Annotated in this window: 25 protein-coding genes; 16 read left to right on the top strand and 9 right to left on the bottom strand. The window is 68.1% G+C overall.

All coding sequences use genetic code 11. The features are described from left to right. Nucleotides 1-27: 27 nt before the first annotated feature. Nucleotides 28-885: a glycosyltransferase family 2 protein gene (locus AVJ23_RS20950; RefSeq protein ID WP_058864190.1), complete on the top strand. Its 858-nt coding sequence runs from the start codon at nt 28-30 to the stop codon at nt 883-885. Between the two features lie 114 nt (nt 886-999). Here the strand turns inward: AVJ23_RS20950 and AVJ23_RS20945 are convergent, their stop codons facing one another. The 4 genes from AVJ23_RS20945 to topA form a co-directional block, all read right to left on the bottom strand. Next, a complete protein-coding gene (locus tag AVJ23_RS20945; RefSeq protein WP_058864189.1) occupies nt 1000-1626 on the bottom strand; it encodes a 3-oxoacid CoA-transferase subunit B in 627 nt (208 codons plus the stop codon). Beyond that, complete coding sequence (locus tag AVJ23_RS20940) at nt 1626-2330, bottom strand: CoA transferase subunit A (RefSeq protein ID WP_058864188.1); 705 nt, start codon at nt 2328-2330, stop codon at nt 1626-1628. The genes AVJ23_RS20945 and AVJ23_RS20940 overlap by 1 nt, the downstream gene beginning before the upstream one ends. Before the next feature lie 88 nt (nt 2331-2418). Next, a complete protein-coding gene (locus AVJ23_RS20935) occupies nt 2419-2991 on the bottom strand; it encodes a L,D-transpeptidase (RefSeq protein WP_058864187.1) in 573 nt (190 codons plus the stop codon). 110 nt (nt 2992-3101) lie between these two features. Beyond that, on the bottom strand, nt 3102-5834 hold the full coding sequence (topA, locus tag AVJ23_RS20930; protein ID WP_058864186.1) for a type I DNA topoisomerase: 2733 nt from the start codon (nt 5832-5834) through the stop codon (nt 3102-3104). Between the two features lie 165 nt (nt 5835-5999). Between topA and AVJ23_RS20925 the strand changes: the two genes are divergently transcribed. Further along, nucleotides 6000-6422, top strand: coding sequence for a hypothetical protein (locus AVJ23_RS20925; RefSeq protein WP_058864185.1), 423 nt, complete (start codon nt 6000-6002; stop codon nt 6420-6422). Between the two features lie 3 nt (nt 6423-6425). Here AVJ23_RS20925 and dprA read toward each other — a convergent pair whose 3' ends face one another. The 3 genes from dprA to tldD form a co-directional block, all read right to left on the bottom strand. Beyond that, nucleotides 6426-7622 (bottom strand): DNA-processing protein DprA, encoded by a 1197-nt coding sequence (gene dprA, locus AVJ23_RS20920; RefSeq protein ID WP_084794844.1) that lies wholly within the window; start codon nt 7620-7622, stop codon nt 6426-6428. Nucleotides 7623-7732: 110 nt separating this feature from the next. After that, a complete protein-coding gene (locus AVJ23_RS20915; protein ID WP_058864183.1) occupies nt 7733-8245 on the bottom strand; it encodes a hypothetical protein in 513 nt (170 codons plus the stop codon). Next, on the bottom strand, nt 8226-9647 hold the full coding sequence (gene tldD, locus AVJ23_RS20910; protein ID WP_058864182.1) for a metalloprotease TldD: 1422 nt from the start codon (nt 9645-9647) through the stop codon (nt 8226-8228). Before tldD ends, AVJ23_RS20915 begins: the two co-directional genes overlap by 20 nt. Before the next feature lie 169 nt (nt 9648-9816). On the opposite strand from tldD, the gene coxB reads away from it, so the two are divergent. From coxB to AVJ23_RS20870, 9 genes are all read left to right on the top strand, one after another. After that, the gene (gene coxB, locus AVJ23_RS20905; RefSeq protein ID WP_058864181.1) at nt 9817-10692 is read left to right on the top strand and encodes a cytochrome c oxidase subunit II; all 876 of its coding nucleotides are present in this window, start codon (nt 9817-9819) and stop codon (nt 10690-10692) included. Nucleotides 10693-10784: 92 nt separating this feature from the next. Beyond that, on the top strand, nt 10785-11720 hold the full coding sequence (gene cyoE, locus AVJ23_RS20900) for a heme o synthase (protein WP_058864180.1): 936 nt from the start codon (nt 10785-10787) through the stop codon (nt 11718-11720). Next, nucleotides 11717-11884, top strand: coding sequence for a cytochrome c oxidase system small membrane protein (locus AVJ23_RS23130; RefSeq protein WP_169795961.1), 168 nt, complete (start codon nt 11717-11719; stop codon nt 11882-11884). Before cyoE ends, AVJ23_RS23130 begins: the two co-directional genes overlap by 4 nt. Further along, nucleotides 11874-12455 carry a cytochrome c oxidase assembly protein gene (locus tag AVJ23_RS20895; protein ID WP_058864179.1) on the top strand — a complete coding sequence of 194 codons (582 nt, stop codon included), beginning with the start codon at nt 11874-11876 and terminating at the stop codon, nt 12453-12455. The genes AVJ23_RS23130 and AVJ23_RS20895 overlap by 11 nt, the downstream gene beginning before the upstream one ends. Before the next feature lie 20 nt (nt 12456-12475). After that, the gene (locus tag AVJ23_RS20890; protein ID WP_058864178.1) at nt 12476-13282 is read left to right on the top strand and encodes a cytochrome c oxidase subunit 3; all 807 of its coding nucleotides are present in this window, start codon (nt 12476-12478) and stop codon (nt 13280-13282) included. Between the two features lie 126 nt (nt 13283-13408). Further along, on the top strand, nt 13409-14086 hold the full coding sequence (locus AVJ23_RS20885; RefSeq protein ID WP_058864177.1) for an SURF1 family protein: 678 nt from the start codon (nt 13409-13411) through the stop codon (nt 14084-14086). A gap of 1 nt (nt 14087) precedes the next feature. Beyond that, nucleotides 14088-15476 carry a threonine synthase gene (gene thrC / locus AVJ23_RS20880; protein WP_058864176.1) on the top strand — a complete coding sequence of 463 codons (1389 nt, stop codon included), beginning with the start codon at nt 14088-14090 and terminating at the stop codon, nt 15474-15476. Further along, nucleotides 15473-16735: a M16 family metallopeptidase gene (locus AVJ23_RS20875; RefSeq protein WP_058864175.1), complete on the top strand. Its 1263-nt coding sequence runs from the start codon at nt 15473-15475 to the stop codon at nt 16733-16735. The genes thrC and AVJ23_RS20875 overlap by 4 nt, the downstream gene beginning before the upstream one ends. Beyond that, nucleotides 16735-17319 carry a GNAT family N-acetyltransferase gene (locus tag AVJ23_RS20870; protein WP_058864174.1) on the top strand — a complete coding sequence of 195 codons (585 nt, stop codon included), beginning with the start codon at nt 16735-16737 and terminating at the stop codon, nt 17317-17319. The genes AVJ23_RS20875 and AVJ23_RS20870 overlap by 1 nt, the downstream gene beginning before the upstream one ends. A gap of 15 nt (nt 17320-17334) precedes the next feature. Here the strand turns inward: AVJ23_RS20870 and AVJ23_RS20865 are convergent, their stop codons facing one another. Continuing rightward, nucleotides 17335-17610, bottom strand: coding sequence for a DUF4242 domain-containing protein (locus AVJ23_RS20865; protein WP_058864173.1), 276 nt, complete (start codon nt 17608-17610; stop codon nt 17335-17337). 150 nt (nt 17611-17760) lie between these two features. Between AVJ23_RS20865 and AVJ23_RS20860 the strand changes: the two genes are divergently transcribed. From AVJ23_RS20860 to AVJ23_RS20850, 3 genes are all read left to right on the top strand, one after another. Then, nucleotides 17761-18456, top strand: coding sequence for a winged helix-turn-helix transcriptional regulator (locus AVJ23_RS20860; RefSeq protein ID WP_058864172.1), 696 nt, complete (start codon nt 17761-17763; stop codon nt 18454-18456). 94 nt (nt 18457-18550) lie between these two features. After that, the gene (locus tag AVJ23_RS20855) at nt 18551-19384 is read left to right on the top strand and encodes an MBL fold metallo-hydrolase (RefSeq protein ID WP_058864210.1); all 834 of its coding nucleotides are present in this window, start codon (nt 18551-18553) and stop codon (nt 19382-19384) included. A 100-nt stretch (nt 19385-19484) separates the two neighbouring features. Then, nucleotides 19485-20903 (top strand): FAD-binding oxidoreductase, encoded by a 1419-nt coding sequence (locus AVJ23_RS20850; RefSeq protein ID WP_058864171.1) that lies wholly within the window; start codon nt 19485-19487, stop codon nt 20901-20903. A 66-nt stretch (nt 20904-20969) separates the two neighbouring features. Here the strand turns inward: AVJ23_RS20850 and AVJ23_RS20845 are convergent, their stop codons facing one another. Beyond that, nucleotides 20970-21815: a lytic transglycosylase domain-containing protein gene (locus tag AVJ23_RS20845; protein WP_058864170.1), complete on the bottom strand. Its 846-nt coding sequence runs from the start codon at nt 21813-21815 to the stop codon at nt 20970-20972. A 356-nt stretch (nt 21816-22171) separates the two neighbouring features. Here AVJ23_RS20845 and AVJ23_RS20840 point away from each other — a divergent pair, with 356 nt between their 5' ends. After that, entirely contained in the window at nt 22172-22369 is a 198-nt protein-coding gene (locus AVJ23_RS20840) for a Flp family type IVb pilin (protein WP_058864169.1), read from the top strand. A gap of 102 nt (nt 22370-22471) precedes the next feature. Beyond that, nucleotides 22472-22633 (top strand): Flp family type IVb pilin (locus tag AVJ23_RS23600; RefSeq protein WP_169795960.1); only part of this gene is annotated, 162 nt, incomplete at its 3' end.

Below are 22633 nucleotides of genomic sequence, written 5' to 3'. Positions count from 1 at the left end.
CCGGGCCGGCTGCTGCATAGTGGCGCCATGAAGATCGCCGCGCTGACCATGGTCCATCGCGATCACTGGGCGCTGGGCCAGTGGTACCGCCACCACGCTGCCGCGCTGGGGGCCGCCAACCTTTTTGTCGTGGCGCACGGGGCCGACCCCGAAATCGCACGGATCTGCCCGGGCGCCAGCATCATCACCGTGCCGCGCGACGACCTGACCGGGTTCGACCGGCGCCGCGGCCAGATGCTGGACGGCTTCCAGGCCGGGCTGCACCGCGTCTATGACTGGGTCATCCGCACCGACGCCGACGAGCTGATCTGCTGGGATCCCACCCTGCATGACGGGCTGGCCGGGCTGTTTGCGGCGCATGATGACGTGCCGGTGCTGACGGCCCTGGGCTTCGACCTCGTGGCGCAGGATGCCGATGGCGAGGGGCCGCTCTTTGCCGCCACGCGCCATGTCGCCTTCTCGGGGCATTACTCCAAGGCCGTGGCGGCGCGGCGGCCGGTCTCGTTCCAGCTGCACGGCACGAAGGTGGCGCCGCGCAAGCTGGCCGATTTCCCCTTCCGGATGCCGCGGGGGTTCTACCTTGCGCATCTGAAATATGCCGACCGTGCGGCCTTGGCCGAGGCGACGCGGGTGCGCATGGCGGTGGCCGGCGGGCCCGAGGGCGGCTTGCCCGGGGAGGGCTGGCGCCTCGCCGATGCCGATGCCGCGAAGTTCTTTGCCCAGTTCGCCGCCAAGCGGCCCGAGCCCTGGGCGCGTGCGGAGCAGCACGCCTGGGAGACGCTGTCGGTCAAGCCCGCCCGGCTGGAGAAGCACGGGGTGGTCAAGGCGCGGGCCCTGAAATTCGACCATCGAACGATCCTGCCGGACTGGTTCGCGTCCCTCTGAGCGCTGCGCGGGCGGCGAGGGTGCGGCAGGAGTATTTTTCGGAAAGATGAAAGAGCGGGCCGTTCGCTCGGGAGAGGCAGCCGCACCGATCCCTGGGCGCGGCTGCCACAAGGATCAGTTGACGATCGTGGCCTCGGTGGCTTCGCGGATCTGGTCCTCGGTCACGCCCTCGGCGCATTCGACGATCTTGAGACCGCCCTCGACCACGTCGAGCACGCCGAGATTGGTGATGATGCGATCGACCACGCCCTTGCCGGTCAGCGGCAGGGTGCATTCCTTGAGCAGCTTGGAGGCACCGGCCTTGTTCTGGTGGTCCATCACCACCACGACCTTCTCGACGCCGGCGACGAGATCCATCGCGCCACCCATGCCCTTGACCAGCTTGCCCGGGATCATCCAGTTCGCGAGATCACCGTTCTCGGCCACCTCCATGGCGCCCAGGATCGCGGCCGCGATCTTGCCGCCGCGGATCATGCCGAAGCTGGTGGCGCTGTCGAAATAGGAGGTCCGGTTGAGCTCGGTGATGGTCTGCTTGCCGGCATTGATCAGGTCGGGATCCTCTTCCCCCTCGAAGGGAAAGGGGCCCATGCCCAGCATGCCGTTTTCCGACTGCAGCGTGATGTCCTTGTCGCCCACGTAATTCGCGACCAAGGTCGGGATGCCGATCCCGAGATTCACATACATGCCGTCTTCGAGTTCCTCTGCCGCGCGTGCGGCCATCTGGTTGCGATCCCAGGGCATTATGCTTCCTCCCGCTTGCGCGTGGTGCGCTGTTCGATCCGTTTCTCGTGCTCGCCCTGGATGATCCGGTGCACGTAGATGCCCGGCAGGTGGATGTGATCGGGGTCGAGCGAGCCGCGGGGGACGATTTCCTCGACCTCGACCACGCAGACCTTGCCACACATGGCGGCTGGCGGGTTGAAGTTGCGCGCGGTCTTGCGGAAGACGAGGTTGCCGGTGTCGTCGGCCTTCCAGGCCTTGACGATGGAGAGGTCCGCGAAGATGCCCTCTTCGAGGATGTAGTGCTCCCCGTTGAAGACCTTGACCTCCTTGCCCTCGCCGATCTGCGTGCCGTAGCCGGTCTTGGTGTAGAAGCCCGCAATGCCCGCGCCGCCGGCGCGCATGCGCTCGGCCAGGGTGCCTTGCGGGTTGAATTCCAGCTCGAGCTCGCCGCTCAGGTACTGGCGCATGAACTCGGCATTCTCGCCCACGTAAGAGGACATCATCTTCCGGATCTGCTTGGTCTCGAGCAGCTTGCCGAGGCCGAACCCGTCGACACCGGCATTGTTCGAGGCCACCGTCAGGTCCTTGACGCCGCTCTCGACCAGCGCGTCGATCAGCAGTTCCGGGATGCCGCAGAGGCCGAAGCCGCCCGCGGCGATGAGCATGCCGTCATGCAGCACCCCATCAAGCGCCTCGGCCGCCGTGCCGTAGACCTTTTTCATGGAAAACTCCCCTGATTTTGGATCAGGGGAGTTGTCGCCGCCCCGTGGCGGAGAGTCAACGCGCCTTGCGGCGCTGCGAGCGCTCACATCAGATCAGGCGGACCTGCGTGCCGATCGGCGTGATCTCGTAGAGCTCGGCAATCTTCTCGTTGTAGAGCCCGATGCAGCCATCCGAGGAGGGCCGCCCGATCTTGCGCGTGTCATGCGTGCCGTGGATCAGGTAGGCCGGCCAGTCGAGATACATGGCATGGGTGCCCAGCGGGTTGTCGGGCGCACCGCCCTCGACCGGCTTCCAGTCGGGGAACCGTTCCATCTGGCTGGCGGTGGGCGTCCAGGAGGGGGCCTCCTTCTTGCGCACGATGCGGGTATAGCCGCGCTTGGTCAGCTCGTCGGTCTTGGGCACCGAGGTGGGGTAGACGCGGTAATCGCCATCCACCGACCAGTAATGCAGCGCGCGGCTGGCCGTGTCGCAGACGATGGCGCCCTTGCCCAGCTCGTCGAAATGGTCGCGCCAGTCCTGAGACATGAAGGCCGAGGCATTGCGGCGCGCGATGTTCGTGGCCGGGCGCGACACCTCCTGTGCCCGCGCGGTCGCGGGAACGATCAGGCTGGCGGCGCCGGCGACGATCAGGCCGCGGCGGGTGAAACCGGTCTGGGACATGGAATTGCCTTTCTGCTTTGCCTCGTCTGCGCTTGGCATGCCGCAGCCGGCGCAGAGAGGAAAATCACGACCCGGTGTGCCCGCGTGAGTGGCGCAATTCCGCCACGCATTCACTCCTTGCCGCTGGCCGTCTTCTTGGCGGGGGCCTTCTTGGCGGCAGTCTTGCGCGTCGTGGTCTTCTTGGTGGTCGAGGATTTGGCCGCTGCCTTCTTGGGCGCGGCCTTCTTCTTGCCTTTGGCGCCGGCCTTCTCGGCGACCAGCTTGACCGCCTCGTCCAGCGTGATCTTGTCGGGCTCCATCCCGTCGGGCAGGGTCGCGTTGACCTTTTCCCATTTCACGTAAGGCCCGTAGCGGCCCTCCATCACGTTGACCGCGCCGCCATCGGGATGCTGGCCCAGCTCGCGCAGCGCCTTGGCGGCCTGCCGGCCACGGCCCGGGTTGGCGCGCTTGTGGGCCAGCAGTTCCACCGCGCGGTTCATGCCGATCTCGAACACCTCCTGGAATTCCTTGAGGTTGACGTAGACCGGTTTTTCCTCGTCGGGCAGTTGGTGCATGATGTAGGGGCCGAAGCGGCCGAGGTTCGACTTCACCTCGCCCCCGTCGGGATGCAGGCCGACGATGCGCGGCAGCGTCAGCAGCGTCAGCGCCTTCTCGAGGGTCATGTCATCGGGCGACCAGCCCGGCAGGTACTGGCCGCGCGCCTTGGGCAGCGAGGCCCGCGGCGGCTTCTTGTTCTCGGGCGTGGGCTCGCCCCGCTGGACATAGGGCCCGAAGCGGCCGGCCTTGAGCCAGATCTCGTCGCCCGCATCCTCGCCCAGCAGCCGTTCCTCGCCATCGGCGCCCTCGCCCGCGATGGGGCGGGTATAGGTGCATTCGGGATAGTTGCCGCAGCCCACGAAGCCGCCGGTGCGCGAGGTTTTCAGATGCAGCTGCCCCTGCCCGCATTTCGGGCAGATCCGCGGATCGGTGCCATCCTCGCGCGGGGGATAGAGCTGCGGTGCCAGCGCGTCGTCCAGCACGTCCAGCACCTCGGCGATGCGCAGGTCCGAGGTCTCGGCGATGGCGGCGCTGAAATCGCTCCAGAACTTGGACAACAGTTCCTTGTAGTCCTCCTCGCCGGCGCTGACCTGGTCCAGCTCATTCTCGAGCGCGGCGGTGAAGTCATATTCCACGTAGCGCTTGAAGAAGTTGAGCAGGAAGATCGTGACGATGCGACCCTTGTCCTCGGGGATCAGGCGGTTCTGCTCCTTGCGGACATATTCGCGGTCCTGGATCGTGGTGACGATCGAGGCATAGGTCGAGGGGCGGCCGATGCCCAGCTCTTCCATGCGCTTGACCAGCGTCGCCTCGGTGTAGCGCGGCGGCGGCTGAGTGAAGCTCTGCGTGGCCAGCACGGCGCCATCGGCCGAGAGCACCGCCGCGTCGTGGCTCTGCAACCCCTCGCCCGCGTCCAGCACGTCGCCCTCGCGGTCGGCCGCCTTGTCGAAGGCCCCCTGCAGCGCGCCGGACTTGAAACCGGCCCGGTCGCCCGTCGCGATCGGTGGCAGGCGCTTGTCGTCATCCTCGACCGGCTCGTCGCGCCCCTCTTCGTAGACCTTGAGGAAGCCGTCGAACTGGATCACCTGGCCGGTAGCCCGCAGACCCACCTTGCCGTCTTGGCTGCCGATCTCGACGGTGGTGCGCTCCAGCCGGGCGGCGGCCATCTGGCAGGCCAACGTGCGCTTCCAGATCAGGTCGTAGAGCTTGCGCTGATCCTCGTCCTTGAGCTTGAGGCTGGGCGCATCCTTGGTCATGTCCGTGGGCCGGATGCATTCATGCGCTTCCTGCGCGTTCTTCGCCTTGTTCTTGTACATGCGCGGGCTGTCGGGGACGTAATCCGCGCCGTAGCGGTCCTTGATCGCGTCACGCGCGGCCATCACCGCCTCGGGCGCCATGTCGATCCCGTCGGTCCGCATGTAGGTGATGTGCCCGGCCTCGTAAAGGCGCTGCGCCGCGTTCATCGTCTGCCGCGCGCCCATGCCGAACTTGCGGCTGGCCTCCTGCTGCAGGGTCGAGGTCATGAAGGGCGCCGAGGGGTTGCGCGTGCCGGGCTTGGCCTCGACACTGGTCACGGTCAGCTCGCGCCGGGCGACCTCGGTCACCGCGCGGGTCGCGTCCTTGGCACTGGGCAAGTCGAACTTCTCGAGCTTGCGGCCATCCAGCACGGTCAGACGCGCCTCGAAGCTGGCGCCTTTGGGCGTGGTCAGCTGTGCCTTGACCTGCCAGTATTCCTGCGGCTTGAAGGCCTCGATCTCCATCTCGCGCTCGACGATGAGGCGCAGGCAGACCGATTGCACCCGCCCGGCCGAGCGCGCGCCCGGCAGCTTGCGCCAGAGCACCGGCGACAGGTTGAAGCCCACAAGATAGTCGAGCGCGCGGCGCGCGAGATAGGCCTCGACCAGCGGCGCGTCGATGTCGCGCGGATTCTGCATCGCCTCGGTGACGGCCGCCTTGGTGATCGCGTTGAAGGTGACGCGCCGCACCTCGGTCGATTTCTTGATCGAGCGGCGCTTGGTCAGCGCCTCCTTCAGGTGCCAGCTGATGGCCTCGCCCTCGCGATCGGGGTCGGTGGCGAGGATCAGGTTGTCATCGGATTTCAGCGCTTCGGCGATGGCGGCGACATGCTTGCGGGAATCGCTCGCCACCTCCCATTTCATCGCGAAATCATGCTCGGGATCGACCGATCCGTCCTTGGGCGGCAGGTCGCGAACATGTCCGTAAGAGGCCAGAACCGTGTAGTCGGATCCCAGATACTTGTTGATTGTCTTGGCCTTGGCCGGGGATTCCACGACAACGACTGGCATCGGCGACTGCACCTCTTTGAAAATAATTCGGGCCTCTGTCGGGCCGCGTATGGCGATGCGACATGTGGGGTGCAAGGGGGAATTGTCAACGTGGGCGGTGATGCCGCTTCTCGCACAGGGGCGTTCCGGGCTATGCTGAGAGGGCCATTTCACAAGGACGAAACCATGCGTATCCTGCTATTCCTGCTGGCGGTCCTGGCCGCCGGTCCGGCCCTGTCCTGGGAGACGCCGCAGCGCGGCACGACCCTGCGCGCGACCCTGATGGACGCGGTGCGGCCGCATGCGGAATGGGTGCTGGGCGCGCCCGTCGTGTTCCGCGTCGACGACTTGCGGGTCTCGGGCGATCTTGCCTTTGCCAACCTGCACGCGCTGCGCCCGAACGGGGCGCCGATCGACCCGGCCTCGATCCCGCGGCGCCCCGGGGTGGACAACCCGTTTGACTGGGACGGGCCACAGATCCAGGCGCTGCTGGTGCATTCGGGCGCGGGGTGGAGCGTCATGCATCACGAGATCGGCGCCACCGATGTCTGGTGGGCGGATCCGGCGCTCTGCCCGCAATGGCGCTTCGTGCTGACCGACACGTGCTGAGGCTCAGGCCCCGCGCGACGGGGCCGAGGGGACCAGCGAGAGCAGCCCGCCGGGCCGGCGTTCGATACGGCCGTCGATCTCGAGATCGGTGAGCGCGGGCGAGACCTGCCCCGAGGGCGCGCCGAGATCGCGGATCAGTTGATCCTCGGCCATGGGCGACGGGCCCAGCCGCGACAGGATGCGATCATGCAGGCGCGCGGTCTCTTTCAACCCGCGCCTCTCGGGCGGCGGGTCCGGCACCTGCGCGGGCGGCGCCGCGGCGGGCGCGGGACAGGGCGGCAGGTCGAAGGCGGCTTGCGGCTCGGCCTTTGGCAGCGCCTCGAGGATGTCGTCCACGGTCCGGGTCAGCCGCGCACCATCGCGGATCAGCATGTTGCAGCCCCCGGCGCGGGCGTCAAACGGGTGGCCCGGCACGGCCAGCACTTCGCGCCCCTGGTCGAGCGCGGCGCGCGCCGTGATCAACGAGCCCGACTTGGCCGCGGCCTCGACCACGACCACGGCCTGCGACAGGCCCGACACGATGCGATTGCGCACCGGGAAATGCCGCGCGACGGGGGCCATGCCCATGGGCTGCTCGCTGAGGCGCGCGCCCCCGGTGGCGGCGATCTCCTCGGCAAGGCGGGTGTTCTCGGACGGGTAGAGCATGTCGACCCCGCCGGCCATGGCCGCGACGGTGCCGGTGGGCAGCGCGGCGACATGCGCCGCGGTGTCGACGCCGCGCGCCAGCCCCGAGGCCACGGTGAACCCGGCCTGCCCCAGCCCCTCGGCCAGGGCGCGCGCCATTCGCAGCCCCAGCGACGAGGCATTGCGCGCGCCGACCAGCGCGATCATGGGGCGGGACAGAATGGCCATGTCGCCGACGACCCAGAGTGCGGGCGGCGCATCGGCCAGTTGCGCCAGCAGCGGCGGGTATCCCGGCGCGCCGCGACAGACCAGCCTTGCGCCCTTGTCCCGGGCGGCGCGCATCTCGGCCAGCACGACGCCTTCGGGACAGGGTTCATAGCGCTCGACCCCGGCGGCGCGGGCGACCTCGGGCAGCGCCTGCAGCGCGGCGGCCGCGCTGCCATGTTCCTCTAGCAGGCGCCAGAACGTCGTCACGCCCACACGTCGGGAGCGCAAGAGACGGAGCCAGGAGACACGCTCGTCTTCCGTGGTGGGTGGGAGTGGGGGGTGAGTGGAAGAGTAGCTGTCGTCGCGCATCCTGGCCCCGTCATCTTGCCCAACGTGTTTAACGTGCGCTCGGTTAATCACTGGTGAACGGAATCGCCATGACGCGGGCCAAACGGCCAAGCCCATGATTTCGGGACAGATTATCTTGCGACCCGCGCAGCCGACCCTTCCGCGGGGGCGTGTCGCACGGCCGGGACCAGGGCCCAGAGCACGGCCCAGGCGGTGACCGCCTGCAGGCTCAGCGCCAGGACGAGGATCGGCACGGTGCCGGGCGCCTCGCTTGTCAGGTCGCCGTTCAGCGCGACATGGGCCACGATCAGGCCCAGCACGTTCGCCACGACCAGGAAGGCACACAGGCCGGCCCACCCGCGCTGCGCCATGACCAGCACGAGCGGCCAGAGCAGCGGCAGCAGCAGCCAGCCCAGCGCTGGCGCCGCGACCAGCGCGTAGACCGCCAGCAGAAGCCGACCGCGCAGCCAGCCGCTCTCGGCGAAACCGGGCTCTCCGGCGATCACCAGCAGCGCGCCCGCGACCAGCGCCGGCAGGATCAGCCCTGCCAGCACCGACGCCAGCGGCCGCCAGAGCCCCAGCTGCGCCGGGTCGAGCGGCGGGCTGGCCAGTCCCCGGGGCGGCTCAGGCCGCGGCGCCGCCAACCGTCAGGCCCCCGATCATCACCGTGGGTTGGCCGACACCCACCGGCACCCATTGCCCCTGCTTGCCGCAGCTGCCCATGCCGGGATCCAGCGCCATGTCGTTGCCCAGCGCGCGGATCTGCTGCAGCGCGGTGGCGCCGTCGCCGATCAGCGTGGCGCCCTTGACCGGCGCGCCGACCTTGCCGTTCTGCACGCGGTAGGCCTCGGTGCAGGAGAACACGAACTTGCCATTGGTGATGTCGACCTGCCCGCCGCCGAAGCCCACGGCCCAGATCCCATCCTTGAGATCGGCCACGATATCGGTCGGGTCTGCGGTGCCGCCGGTCATGTAGGTGTTGGTCATGCGCGGCATCGGGATGTGGGCATAGCTTTCGCGGCGCCCGTTGCCCGTAGGCTCCACCCCCATCAGCCGGGCATTCTGGCGGTCCTGCATGTAGCCCACCAGCACGCCATCCTCGATCAGCACGTTGCGGCCCGAGGGCGTGCCCTCGTCATCCACGGTGATCGAGCCGCGCCGGTCGGGCATGGTGCCGTCATCCAGCACCGTCACGCCCTTGGCCGCGACCTGCTGGCCCATCAGCCCGGCAAAGGCGGACGAGCCCTTGCGGTTGAAATCGCCCTCCAGCCCGTGACCCACCGCCTCGTGCAGCAGGATGCCGGGCCAACCCGGGCCCAGCACGATATCCATGACGCCGGCCGGGGCCGGCTCGGCCGAGAGGTTGACCAGCGCGATGCGCAGCGCCTCGCGCGCCTTGTCCTGCCAGTCCTGCGGCTCCAGCAGCCCGTCCAGCGCGATCCGCCCGCCGCCGCCGGCGGTGCCGGATTCGCGGCGCCCATCCTCCTCGACGATGACCGAGACATTGACCCGGGTCATCGGGCGCACATCGGTCACCAGCCCGCCCTCGGGGCGCAGGATGGCGACTTCCTGCAGCGAGGCCGAGATCATTGCCGTCACCTGCACCACGCGCGGGTCGAGATCGCGGGCGAAGGCGTCGATCTCGCGCAGGGTCTCGATCTTGACCGGAAAGGCTGCGCCGGCGATCGGGTCGTGATCGGTATAGAGCGTGCGGTTCGTGCCCGGCGGCGGCGGCGCGATCACCCCGCCGCCCTGCCCCACGGCGAGGCGCGCGGTCTCGGAGGCGCGCCGCAGCGCGGCCTCGCTCAGCTCGGTGGCATGGGCATAGCCCGCCACCTCGCCGCGCACGGCGCGCAGGCCGAATCCCTCGGAGGCGTCGTAGCTGGCCGTGCGCACGCGGCCGTCGTCGAAGACCAGCGTCTCGGAGCGGCGCCGTTCGAGGAACAGCTCGCCATCCTCGGCACCGGACAGCGCGTCACGCAGGATCGCCGCGGTGCGGTCACGGTCGAGATGCGTCTCGAAGGGGCGGAAGGGCGCGTCGGGCATGGGGCCTCGCTATTTGATCTGGATCAAGAAAAGCGGCGCTTTGCCGCAAGAGTCCGGCTTTATCGGAATGACAGAATATGATTTTAAAGCGCGGGAGCGCAATGGCAGCGCCGATCATTCGTGACGGCCCCGCCCGCGACACGTGATTTGCAACCGATCAGGGTGAGACATGCAACCGAAGACGATGCTGACGGGCCTTCTGGCGACCGTCCTCGCCGCGCCGGCGCTGGCGCAGGACCTCGAAGTGGTGGGCCGGCCGGCCGATGGCGGCATGGGCTTCCAGCCCGCGGCGACCAAGCTGGCACGCGACCTGCAATGGCTGGACGGCATGATCCTGGTGATCATCACCATCATCACGCTGTTCGTGGTGGGCCTGCTGGCCTATTGCATCCTGCGCTACAACCGCAAGGCCAACCCGAACCCGGGCAGCTTCACCCACAACTCGCCGCTCGAAGTGGCCTGGACCATCGGTCCGATCGTGATCCTGATCTTCATCGGCTCCTTCTCGCTGCCGGTGCTGTTCGACCAGCAGGAGATCCCCGAGGGCGACATCACCATCAAGGCGACCGGCTACCAGTGGTACTGGGGCTATGAATACGTGGGCGAGGATCTGGCCTTCGACAGCTACATGATCGGCGCCCCGGCGACCGGCGGTGACAACCGGCTGAACGAAGAGGTCGAGGCGCAGCTGGTCGAGGCGGGCTATTCGCGCGAGGAATTCCTGCTGGCCACCGACACTGCCATCGTGGTGCCCGTGGGCAAGACCGTGGTCATGCAGGTCACCGGCGGCGACGTGATCCATTCCTGGACCATCCCGGCCTTCGGCGTGAAGCAGGACGCGGTGCCCGGCCGCCTCGCCGAACTGCACTTCACCCCCGAGCGCGAGGGCGTCTATTTCGGCCAGTGCTCGGAGCTGTGCGGCATCGCCCATGCCTACATGCCGATCACCGTCAAGGTCGTCTCGGAGGCCGCCTACGAGGCATGGCTGGCGAACTCGAAGGAAGAAGGCTGGTACACCGACGTCCGCGAAGTGCTGACCAACTGAGCCTCCGGGCCGCCTGAGACACGGACGGGCCCGGCCCGTCCAACGCAAAGCCGGGGCCCGCGGGCCCCGGTCCTCCAACGGAAGAGACCTTGATGAGCGACGCAAGCTTCGAGACACGCGCCCATGAGAGCGAGCCGCAATTCGGCGACTATTTCGCGCTTCTGAAGCCGCGCGTGATGACGCTGGTCGTCTTCACCGCCTTTGTCGGCCTGTTGGCCGCGCCGGTGCCGCTGCACCCGTTCGTGGGCTTCTGTGCGGTGCTGTTCATCGCCGTGGGCGGTGGCGCCTCGGGCGCGCTGAACATGTGGTACGATGCCGATATCGACGCCAAGATGCGCCGCACCGCGCGCCGCCCGATCCCGGCCGGCAAGGTCACGGGCGAGGAAGCGCTGGCGATCGGCCTGACCCTGTCCGCCTTCTCGGTGATCTTCCTCGGTCTCGCGACCAACTGGCTGGCGGCCGCGCTGCTGGCCTTCACCATCTTCTTCTACGTCATCATCTACACGATGTGGCTCAAGCGGCTGACCCCGCAGAACATCGTCATCGGCGGCGCCGCGGGCGCCTTCCCCCCGATGATCGGCTGGGCCGCGGCGACCGGCGACATCTCGACCGCCTCGGTGCTGATGTTCTGCCTGACCTTCCTGTGGACGCCGCCGCATTTCTGGGCGCTGGCCCTGTTCGTCCGCATGGATTACGACAACGCCACCGTGCCGATGCTGACCGTCACCCATGGCCGCCGCGCCACGCGCCGCCACATCCTGGCCTACACCGTCCTGCTGGCCGCCTTCGCGCTGGGGCTGGGCTTCACCCAGGTGGGCGGGCCGATCTACCTGACCGTCGCGCTGGTGCTGAACGTGCTCTTCGTCAAGGGCGCCGTCGACATCTGGCGCCGGGACGAGGCCGCCGCCGAGGCCGACAATTACCGGGCCGAAAAGAAGTTCTTCAAGCTTTCGCTGCTCTACCTCTTCGCGCATTTCGGCGCGATCCTCGTCGAGGCCGGGCTCGACCGTCTGGGGGTCTGGGCATGAGCCTGAGCAAGCAGCACGAGATCCATCAGCGTCGCCGCGGCCGCAATATCGGGCTGGGCCTGGTGCTGGTGGCCTTCATCGCGATCATCTTCGGCCTGACCGTGGTCAAGGTCAGCCGCGGTGATTTCCAGATGCAACCGCAGGGAGTGTCGGATGGCAATTGACGGAAAAGGCAAGACGGTTCTGCAACTGGTCGGCGTCGTCGTCACGATGGGCGCGCTGGCCTGGGCCTCGGTGCCGTTCTACGACTGGTTCTGCCGCGTCACCGGCTTTGGCGGCACGCCCAACGTGGCCGACGCCTCGGACCAGATCCTGGACGAGACGATCAAGGTGCGCTTCGACGCCTCCAAGCAGCGCGGCATGCCGTGGGAGTTCAAGCCCGTCCAGCACGAGATGGAGATCCGCATCGGCGAGCAGGGCCTGGCCTTCTACGAGGCCTACAACCCCACCGACCGGCCCGTCGCCGGTCAGGCCAGCTACAACGTGGCGCCCTACGAGGCCGGCGGCTTCTTCTCCAAGATCGACTGCTTCTGCTTCGAAGAGCAGGTGCTGATGCCGGGCGAGCGGGTGCAGATGCCGGTCAGCTTCTTCGTCGACCCCGGCATCGTCACCGACCGCGACGCCAAGCACACGCAGCACATCACGCTGAGCTACACCTTCTACGAGATCGACCTGCCCGAAGAGACGCAGGCCGCGCTCGCCCCGAACAGCGACGCTGACGCGTCCGTGAACTAACGCCTAACGAGGGACACGCCATGGCGCATGCTAAGAACCACGACTATCACATTCTGAACCCCTCCATCTGGCCCCTGCTGGCGGCTGTCGGTGCCTTCGTCATGCTGTTCGGCGCCGTGCTGCTGATGCATGGCAGCGGGCCCTGGCTGTTCCTGATCGGCTTCGTCGCCGTGCTCTACGTCATGTTCGGCTGGTGGTCGGACACGGTGCAGGAAAACAAGGTGGGCGACCACACGCCGGTCGTGCTGATCGGCCTGCGCTACGGCTTCATCCTGTTCATCATGTCCGAGGTGATGTTCTTCTTCGCGTGGTTCTGGAGCTTCTTCAAGCACGCGCTTTACCCGATGGACCCCGACGGGATGAGCCCGCAGGTCGAGGGCGTCTGGCCGCCGGCCGGCATCGAGACCTTCGACCCCTGGCACCTGCCGCTGATCAACACGCTGATCCTGCTCTGCTCGGGCGCCGCGGCCACCTGGGCGCACCACGCGCTGGTGCACGAGAACAACCGCAAGGACATCGTCTCGGGCCTGACCATCGCGATCATGCTGGGCCTGATCTTCACGTTCTTCCAGGCCTACGAGTACACCCACGCGGCCTTCGGCTTTGCCGGCAACATCTACGGTGCCAACTTCTTCATGGCGACCGGCTTCCACGGCGCGCATGTGATCATCGGCACGATCTTCCTGTTCATCTGCCTGCTGCGCGTGATGCGGGGCCACTTCACCCCGGACAACCATCTCGGCTTCGAGGCGGCGGCCTGGTACTGGCACTTCGTCGACGTGGTCTGGCTGTTCCTCTTCGCCTCGATCTACATCTGGGGCGGCTGAGCCCGGGCAGGCGCGGCGAAAACGCCGCGCCTGCGCGCCACGAACGGGATGGGTGCTTGCACCCGCCCTTCCCTGAGGTACACCAAGGCGCGCCCCACCGGCGCGCCTTTTGGTTTCGGAGAGCCCGTGCAACGCATTCTCGCCCCTCTCGCCATCGGTCTCGCAGGTGCCGCGATCCTCGTCTGGCTGGGCACCTGGCAGGTGCAACGGCTGGCGTGGAAACGCGGCATCCTGAACGAGATCGAGACCACCATCGCCGGCCCGGCCCGGCCGCTGCCTGACCAGCCCGATGCCGAGGCACAGCGCTACAGGCCCGTCGCCCTGCAGGGGCGCTTCGACGACCAGACCCTGCGCGTGCTGGTCTCGGTCAAGCGGCAGGGCGCCGGCTGGCGCCTGATCTCGCCCTTCACCACCGAAGACGGCCGGCGGATCCTGCTCGACCGCGGCTTCCTGCCGGTGGCCGAGGACATCGCCGCCCCGCCGCAGGGCGCGGTCGAGATCGCGGGCAACCTGCACTGGCCCGACGACCGCAACAGTTCCACCCCGGAAAACGCGCCCGCGACCAACACCTGGTACGCCCGCGACATCGACCAGATGTCGCAACGGCTGCAGACCGAGCCGCTTCTGGTCATCGCGCGCAGCGTCACGCCGCCCGAGCCGGACGTGCGCCCCCTGCCCGTCGACACCAGCGGCATCCCGAACGATCACCTGCAATACGCCATCACCTGGTTCTCGCTGGCCGCGGTATGGCTTCTCATGACCGGCGTCTGGATCCGGCGCCGCCTGACAGGCAAGGAGACCTGACATGCGCTACATCTCGACCCGGGGGCAGGCCCCTGCCCTCAGCTTCGAAGAGGCGATGCTCTCGGGGCTGGCCCGCGATGGCGGGCTCTACGTCCCCGAGACGATCCCGCAGATGTCGGCCGACGAGATCCGCGCACTGCACGGGCAGAGCTATGAAGAGACCGCCTTTCGCGTCATGCGCCCCTTCGTGGGCGACACGTTCACGGACGAGGTCTTTGCCGATCTGATCGCCAAGGCCTATGCCGGGTTCGGCCATGGCGCGCGGGCGCCCCTCGTGCAGCTGGCGCCGGGGCACTTCCTGCTCGAATTGTTCCACGGGCCGACGCTGGCCTTCAAGGATTTCGCCATGCAGCTGATCGGCCAGCTCTTCCAGGAGGCGCTGGAGCGACGGGGCGAGCGGGTCACCATCGTCGGGGCGACCTCGGGCGACACGGGCAGCGCCGCGATCGAGGCGTTCCGCGGGCTGGACAATGTCGACGTGTTCATCCTCTTCCCGCATGGCCGCGTCTCGGAGGTGCAGCGCCGCCAGATGACCACGCCGGCCGAGGCGAACGTGCACGCGCTGGCCATGGACGGGCATTTCGACGATTGCCAGGCCCGACTGAAGGACATGTTCAACGATTTCGCCTTCCGCGACGGGGTTCGGCTGGCCGGCGTGAACTCGATCAACTGGGCGCGCGTGCTGGCGCAGGTCGTCTACTATGTCTCGGCCGCGGTGTCGCTGGGCGCGCCGGACCGCAAGGTCAGCTTCACCGTGCCCACGGGCAATTTCGGCGACATCTTCGCCGGCTACATCGCCAAGCGCATGGGCCTGCCGATCGAGCGGCTGGTCGTGGCCACCAACCAGAACGACATCCTGCATCGCTGCCTGTCCTCGGGCGCCTACGAGAAGGGCGAGGTCACACCCTCGATCAGCCCCTCGATGGACATCCAGGTCAGCAGCAATTTCGAACGCGCCCTGTTCGACGCCTATGGCCGCGACGGCGGTGCGGTGGCGCAGCTGATGGACGAGCTGAAGGCCGGCGGCTTCCACGTCAGCCAGGGCGCGTTCGAGACGCTGCGCGAGCATTTCGACAGCGGCCGCGTCTCGGAGGACGAGACGCTGAAGACGATCACCACCGCGCAGGCGCAGATGGGCGAGCTGCTCTGCCCGCATTCGGCCGTCGGCGTGCGCGTGGCCGAGGCCTTGCGCGATCCCGCCACGCCGATGGTCACGCTGGCCACGGCGCACCCGGCCAAGTTCCCCGACGCGGTGGAAAAGGCCAGCGGCACGCGCCCCCCTCTTCCCAACCGGATGGCCGATCTGTATGAGCGTCCGGAACGGGTGACGCGGGTCGCCAACGATCTTGCCGCCCTCCAGACCCTCATCAAGGAGCGCATTGCCCAGTGACCGTTCAACTCGCCACCCTGTCCAACGGCCTTCGCATCGTCACCGAACGGATGCCGGGGCTGCAATCCGCCGCGCTGGGCCTGTGGGTCACGGCCGGGGGACGACATGAACGGCCGGACCAGAACGGGGTGGCGCATTTCCTCGAACACATGGCCTTCAAGGGCACCAAGACGCGCAGCGCGCTGCGCATCGCCGAGGAAATCGAGGACGTGGGCGGCTATATCAACGCCTATACCTCGCGCGAGGTGACGGCCTATTACGCCCGCGTGCTTGAGGCGGACACCGCGCTGGCGGCGGACGTGATCGCCGACATCATCCGCAACCCGGTCTTCGACCCCAAGGAGATCGAGGTCGAGCGCCACGTCATCCTGCAGGAGATCGGCCAGTCGCATGACACGCCCGATGACGTGATCTTCGACTGGCTGCAGGAACAGGCCTATCCCGACCAGCCGCTGGGCCGCGCCATCCTGGGCGAGGCGCAGCGCGTGCAGAATTTCGACCGCGACGACCTGGCCGCCTTTGTCGAGGAGCATTACGGCCCCGACCAGCTGATCCTGTCGGCCGCCGGCGCGGTGGATCACGACACGCTGGTCGCGCAGGCCGAGGCGCTGTTCGGCGACATGGTGCCCCGCGACGCGCTGCCGGCCGATACCGCGCGGTTCCGGGGCGGCGAGGCGCGCCATGCCAAGGATCTCGAACAGGCGCATATGGCGCTGGCCTTCGAGGCGCCGGGCTACCGCGATCCCGCCTTCTACACGGCGCAGATCTACTCGATCGCGCTGGGGGGCGGCATGTCCTCGCGCCTGTTCCAGGAAATCCGCGAGAAGCGTGGCCTGTGCTACACGATCTTCGCCCAGAACGGCGCCTATTCCGACACCGGCATGACCACGATCTATGCCGGCACCAGCGGTGACGAGCTGGGCGCTCTGGTCGGGCTGACCATGGACGAGATGAAGCGCGCCGCCGGCGACATGTCCGATGCCGAGATCGAGCGCGCCCGCGCGCAGATGAAGGCCGGGCTGCTGATGGGGCTGGAAAGCCCCTCGGCCCGTGCCGAGCGCATGGCGCGCATGGTCCAGATCTGGGGCGAGGTGCCGCCGATCGAGCGCACGGTCGAGCGGATCGAGGCGGTCACCCGCGAGGACGTGCTGGCCTTTGCCGAATCGCAGGCCACCGAGGCCGCCGCGGCGCTGGCGCTCTACGGCCCGATCGAGGACGCCCCTCGCCTGTCGCAGCTGCAGGAGCGCCGGGCCGCCTGATGCTGACCTTCCGGCGCAAGCTGAAGCTCGAGACCGAGCGGCTGACGCTGCGCCCGCCCGTGCACGCGGATTTCACGCCATGGTCGCGCCTGCGGCAGGAAAGCCGCGACTTCCTGACCCCGTGGGAGCCGTCCTGGGCGCAGGATCACCTGTCGCGCAAGGCCTTTACCAATCGGGTCTACTGGGCGTCCCGCTCGATCAATTCCGGCACCGCGCTGCCGGTCTTCCTGATCCGGCGCGAGGACGAGGCGCTGGTCGGCGCCATCACGCTGGACAATATCCGGCGCGGCCCGGCGCAGGCCGGCACGCTGGGCTACTGGATCGGCGAGCGCTATGCCCGGCACGGCTACATGTCCGAGGCGATCGCCGCCATGGTGCATCAGGCCTTCGAGAAGATGGGGCTGAGCCGGATCGAGGCCGCCTGCCTGCCGGAAAACGTCGCTTCGCGCGGGCTGCTGGAACGCTCGGGCTTCAAGTACGAGGGCGTGGCGCAAAGCTATCTGCAGATCAACGGGCGCTGGCGCACGCATGTGCTCTATGCCGCGCTGCGCAGCGACCGGCGCGGGCGGACCAGCGTCGGCTGACCCGCCCACCCCGTCTCAGCCCGCGCCCGTGGTGGGGTCGATCACCGCCCGGATCTCGGTGATGGTGGTGGCCGGGAAGCCGCTCAGCTCCGCATGCTCGCGCACGGCGCCCTCGTCCTCGGCCAGGTAGATGCAGAAGGTCTTGTCGCCGGCCACGTAGGAATGCTGCCATTGGACGCGCGGCGCCAGCTGCGCCAGCGCATCGTTCGAGGTCTGCGCCGCACCGCAAAGCTCGTCTCCGGACATTTTGCCCACGCCGGGCAGGTCGCGTTCGATCACGTATTTCTTCATTGTGCCGTCTCCTCCGCTGGGTCTGTCGATCCTGCCATCCGCACGGGCAGCCGGGCCAGTGCACGGAGTATAGCGACGCGGTACAGTTAATGAACTGGCGCGATGGGGGCGTCGGGGCTAGGCTGGGCAGATCCCCCGGAGGACACCGCCGTGACCGAGCTCAGCTATCACCAGTTCTGTCCGGTCGCCATGGCCTCCGAGATCCTCGGGGCGCGCTGGACCATCGTGCTGCTGCGCGAGCTCTGGGCCGGGTCCACGCGGTTCAACGACCTGCGCCGCGGCGTGCCGCGCATGTCGCCCGCGCTGCTCTCCAAGCGCCTGCGCGAGCTGGAAGGACGTGGCATCGTCGAGCGGCGGCTGGTGCGGCGCAATCCAGACCAGTTCGACTATGTGCTCACCCCCGCCGGGCAGGACCTGGGCGCGGTCATCATGGCCATCGGGATCTGGGGGCAGCGCTGGGTCGAGACGGCACCGACGCTGGAGAACACCGATGCCGGGCTGCTGATGTGGGACATGCGGCGCAACCTGCGCACCGAGCGTCTGCCGGCGCGACGCGCCACCGTGCAGTTCATCTACAGCGACCAGCCCGACGGCCGCGCGGAGTGGTGGGTCCTGCACCTGCCCGACCGGGTGGCCGACCTCTGCTCGGTCGATCCGGGTTTCGATGTCGATCTCTACGTGCGCTGCGACCTGCGCACCATGACGGCGATCTGGATGGGGCTCGACACCGTGCCCCGGGCCCGGTCCGAGGACCGGCTGAGCCTGATCGGCGCCGAAGACGTGGCGCGCGGCATGCAGGACTGGCTGGGGCTCAGCCCCTTCGCTGCCTATCCCAAGCACGCCTGAGACCTCACACGCAGTTGTGAGGCGGCCATCATGATGGGCGGCGCGGCGAATCGGGCTACCGTTCAGGCGCGTTGAAGAGAGGTCCGCCCGCATGATGTTCCGCCTGTTCGCCCCCCTCGCCCTGAGCCTTGTCGCCGCCCTGCCGCTGGCCGCGCAGGAGCAGCGACGCCCCAGCCATTGCATCGCCATCGCCGATGCCGCGCCGGGCGTCAGCTACGTGCACAAGGCCTCGTGGCAGGCGCCGATCCCGGATTTCAGCGTGCGCATTCACTACATTGCCCATGCCGCCTTTCTGATCCAGACGCGCGGCGGGCTGGAGGCGGTGACCGATTTCAACGGCTATATCGGCAATACCAGCCTGATCCCCGACATTGTCACCATGAACCACGCCCATGACACGCATTGGACGGATGCGATCGACCCGGCCATTCCGCATGTGCTGCGCGGCTGGGGCGAGGAGTTCGGCGCCGGCATCGACCACCATCTGGACCTGGGCGAGATGCTGGTGCGCAATGTCTCGACCGATATCCGAAGCGCCTTTGGCGGGCGCGAGGACAAGGGCAATTCGATCTTCGTCTTCGAGGTCGAGGGGCTCTGCATCGGCCATCTGGGCCACCTGCATCACGAACCGACCGATGCGCAATATGCCGCGCTGGGGCGGATCGACGTGCTGATGGTGCCGGTGGATGGCGGCTATACCCTGCCCTTCGACACGATGCTGCGCGTGGTGGAACGGCTGAAAAGCTCGATCGTGATCCCGATGCACTGGTTCTCGGGCTTCGCGCTGGAGCGCTTCCTTGCCGATATCGGGGAAAGCTTCGCGGTGGAGCGCCGCAATGGGCCGGACCTGGTCGTCTCGCTGCGCGACCTGCCCCCGCGGCCCACGGTGATCGTGCTGCAGCCCGAATGGCTGACCGACGCCGAGTGACCCGCCCCCGGATCGCCAGCGCCATCCGGGGCGGCGGGGCTGGCCCCGCGCGCGCCCGCATGGCAAGAGACGCGCAGACCTGACCCGGAAGAGCCGCCCCATGTCGCTGACCCCTGCCGATGCCGCCTTTGTCGAGACGCTTGCCGCGGGCCTGCCCGCCGACACGCTGCGCCCGGCCGAGCCGCGCTACCTGGAAGAACCGCGCGGCCGCTGGACCGGGGCCGAGACCTGGGTCGCCCTGCCCCGCAGCACCGAGGAGGTCGCCCGGATCGTGCACGCCTGCGCTAAAGCTCGCGTCGGGCTGGTGCCCTTTGGCGGCGGCACCGGGCTGGTCGGCGGCCAGATCGCCCCGGCCCCGGCGCGGCCCCTGCTGCTGTCGCTGGAGCGCATGACCGCGATCCGCGAGATGCACCCGATGGAGAATGCCGCGATCGTCGAGGCCGGCGCGATCCTTGCCGACGTACAGCAGGCCGCGGCCGAGGTCGACCGGCTGTTTCCGCTGTCGCTGGCCTCCGAGGGCTCGGCCCGGATCGGCGGGCTGCTGGCCACCAATGCCGGCGGGGTGAACACGCTGCGCTACGGGAATGCGCGCGCGCTGGTGCTGGGGCTCGAGGTCGTGCTGCCCGACGGGCAGGTCTGGCACGGGCTGAAACGGCTGCGCAAGGACAATACCGGCTATGACCTGCGCCACCTGATGATCGGGGCCGAGGGCACGCTGGGCGTGATCACCGCCGCGTCGCTGGCCCTGCATCCCCGCCCGGCGACCACGGGAACGGCGCTGCTGCAGGTGGCCGGGCCGGACGCCGCGCTGGCGCTGCTGGCCGAGGCGCGCGCCCAGCTGGGCGACACGGTCTCGGCCTTCGAGTTGATGCATCGCACCGGGTTCGACTTCCTCGCCGAGGTGCTGCCCGAGCTGCGCCAGCCCTGGGACGCGCCGCCGGAATGGTCGGTCCTGATCGAGCTGGGGCTCGGTCACGGGGCCGATCCGCAGGCCGCGCTCGAGACGCTCTTTGCCACCGCGCATGCGGCGGGGCTGGTCTCGGACGGGCTGATCGCGCAGTCGCAGGCGCAGGCACAGGATTTCTGGTCGCTGCGCGAGCACCTGCCGATCGCCAATCGCGGGATCGGCGCCGTGTCGAGCCACGACATCTCGGTCCCGCTGGGCGCGGTGTCCGAGTTCATCACCCGTGCCGATGCGGCGCTGGCCGAAATGGGGCGTTGGCGGATCAACTGCTTCGGCCACCTTGGCGACGGCAACCTGCATTACAACGTCTTCCCCATCCCCGGGGAGAGCCGCGCCGATCACGCCGACACGCGCGATGCGATCAAGCGCTGCGTGCATGACATCGTGCACGCGCTCGGCGGCTCGGTCAGTGCCGAGCACGGGGTCGGGCGGCTGAAGGTCGAGGACCTGGAACGCTACGGCGATCCGGCCAAGCTGGCGGCAATGCGGGCGATCAAGGCGGCGCTCGACCCGCGTGGCATCATGAACCCCGGTGCCGTGCTCGCGACCGGGTAGGTCCGGGGCGCAAGCGCGTTGCAACGCGCTTGGAAGGCCTTTGCAAAGGCCTTCGGCGCCCGGCCGCTAGCGGGACACCCGGAAGACGCAGCCGTCGGAGACAAGCTCGGGCGGGGTCAGGCACAGGCCCCGCGCCACCTGGAAGGCGGCCAGGACCTTGGGCACGTAATCCCGTGTCTCGGCATAGGGCGGCACGCCGTTGTTGCGCGGGATCGAATTCTCGCCCGCATTGTAGCCCGCCAGGACGAGGATCGGATCGCCGGCGAATTTCTCCATCAGGAAATCCAGGAAGGCCACGCCGCCCTGGATGTTCTGCGCCGTGTCAAAGGCATCCTCCACGCCGAAGCGCGTGGCCGTGGCCGGCATCAGCTGCATCAGCCCCTGCGCCCCGGCGCCGCTGACCGCCGTGTCTTGCCCGCCCGATTCCACCGAGATCACGGCCAGTGCCAGCGCCGGCGAGACGCGCGTGCCCACCGTGGCGCGTAGGATGTCGCGGCCATGCGCGGCGGCGATTTCCTGCAGGTGTTGCAGGCGCGGGGCGGCGACGGCGCTGCCGCCCGGCCCCTTGCCAAGGCTTGCCAGCGCCACGGGCAGGCGCCCGGGGCCCGAGGCCGACAATTCAGGCGAGACAGCATCCCAGTACCAGGCATATTGCCCCTTGGCCGTGCCGGCCGGGCGCGACGGGGCCGGCGCGATCACCGGCTGCACCTTCGGCGCGGGGCTGGTCGCGGGCGGCGGCACCGCCGGATTGGCGCGCGGCGCGATCTGCACCGTGATACGCCGCTTGGCCCCCGGCGCGGGCGGCTTGACCCGCTTGGCCGAGAAATCCCCGAACGCGTTCTGTGCGCCGACCGTGCCCGGACAGGCCAGCGCCACGGCGCAGAGCGCCGCGCAAATCAACCGGAACCCCATGGTGCTGCTCTTTTCTCTGCCTCTGGGTCTTTTTTCGAATGATGGCACAAAGCCGGAGTCTTGGCCATGATCGTTGCAAAAGAATGAACGGCTGTGCCTTCCTGACCTATGCAAAAGAATAGGCAGCTATTCTTTTCGACCTGTTTGCGAATTGATTTTCGTTCTTGAACAACCGGTTAACGCGTGAGCGTCCGCTCTCGACAGATTCTCCAAAATCAATCCATTCGGGTCACACTCTCGCCCCAAACCGAGGGCTTTATAGGGCCATACCGCAGAGGGACAGGGCAGGTGAGAGAGGCCCCGGACACGACCAAAGCGGTGAACATGAGCTAGACAGACCTACGGAGAGAGACACCATGATCAAGTTCATCCAGAATTTCCGCAAGGACGAAAACGGCGCAGTCACGGTTGACTGGGTTGTCCTGACCGCCGCCGTCGTCGGCCTGGCCATCGCCGCCTACACCACCATCGAGACCAACTCCAACTCGCTGATCACCGCCGCCGGTACCGCCGTCGCGGATCAGGACGACTTCACTGGCGGCGGCGGAAGCTAAGTCTTTCTCGCCAGCATGACACTTCCCGAGCCGGTGTGCTTCGGCTCGGGCCCCTATTCAACAGACGCAAGGCCCGATGTGGCCACACCGGAGAGAGACACCATGATCAAGTTCATCCAGAATTTCCGCAAGGACGAAAACGGCGCAGTCACGGTTGACTGGGTGGTCCTGACCGCCGCCGTCGTCGGCCTGGCCATCGCCGCCTACACCACCATCGAGACCAACTCCAACTCGCTGATCACCGCCGCCGGTACCGCCGTCGCG

This window comes from Pseudoponticoccus marisrubri (genome assembly GCF_001482405.1).
Lineage (GTDB): Bacteria > Pseudomonadota > Alphaproteobacteria > Rhodobacterales > Rhodobacteraceae > Pseudoponticoccus > Pseudoponticoccus marisrubri.
Note: the sequence above shows the minus strand (reverse complement) of the source record. Positions and strands in the feature narration are given on the sequence as shown.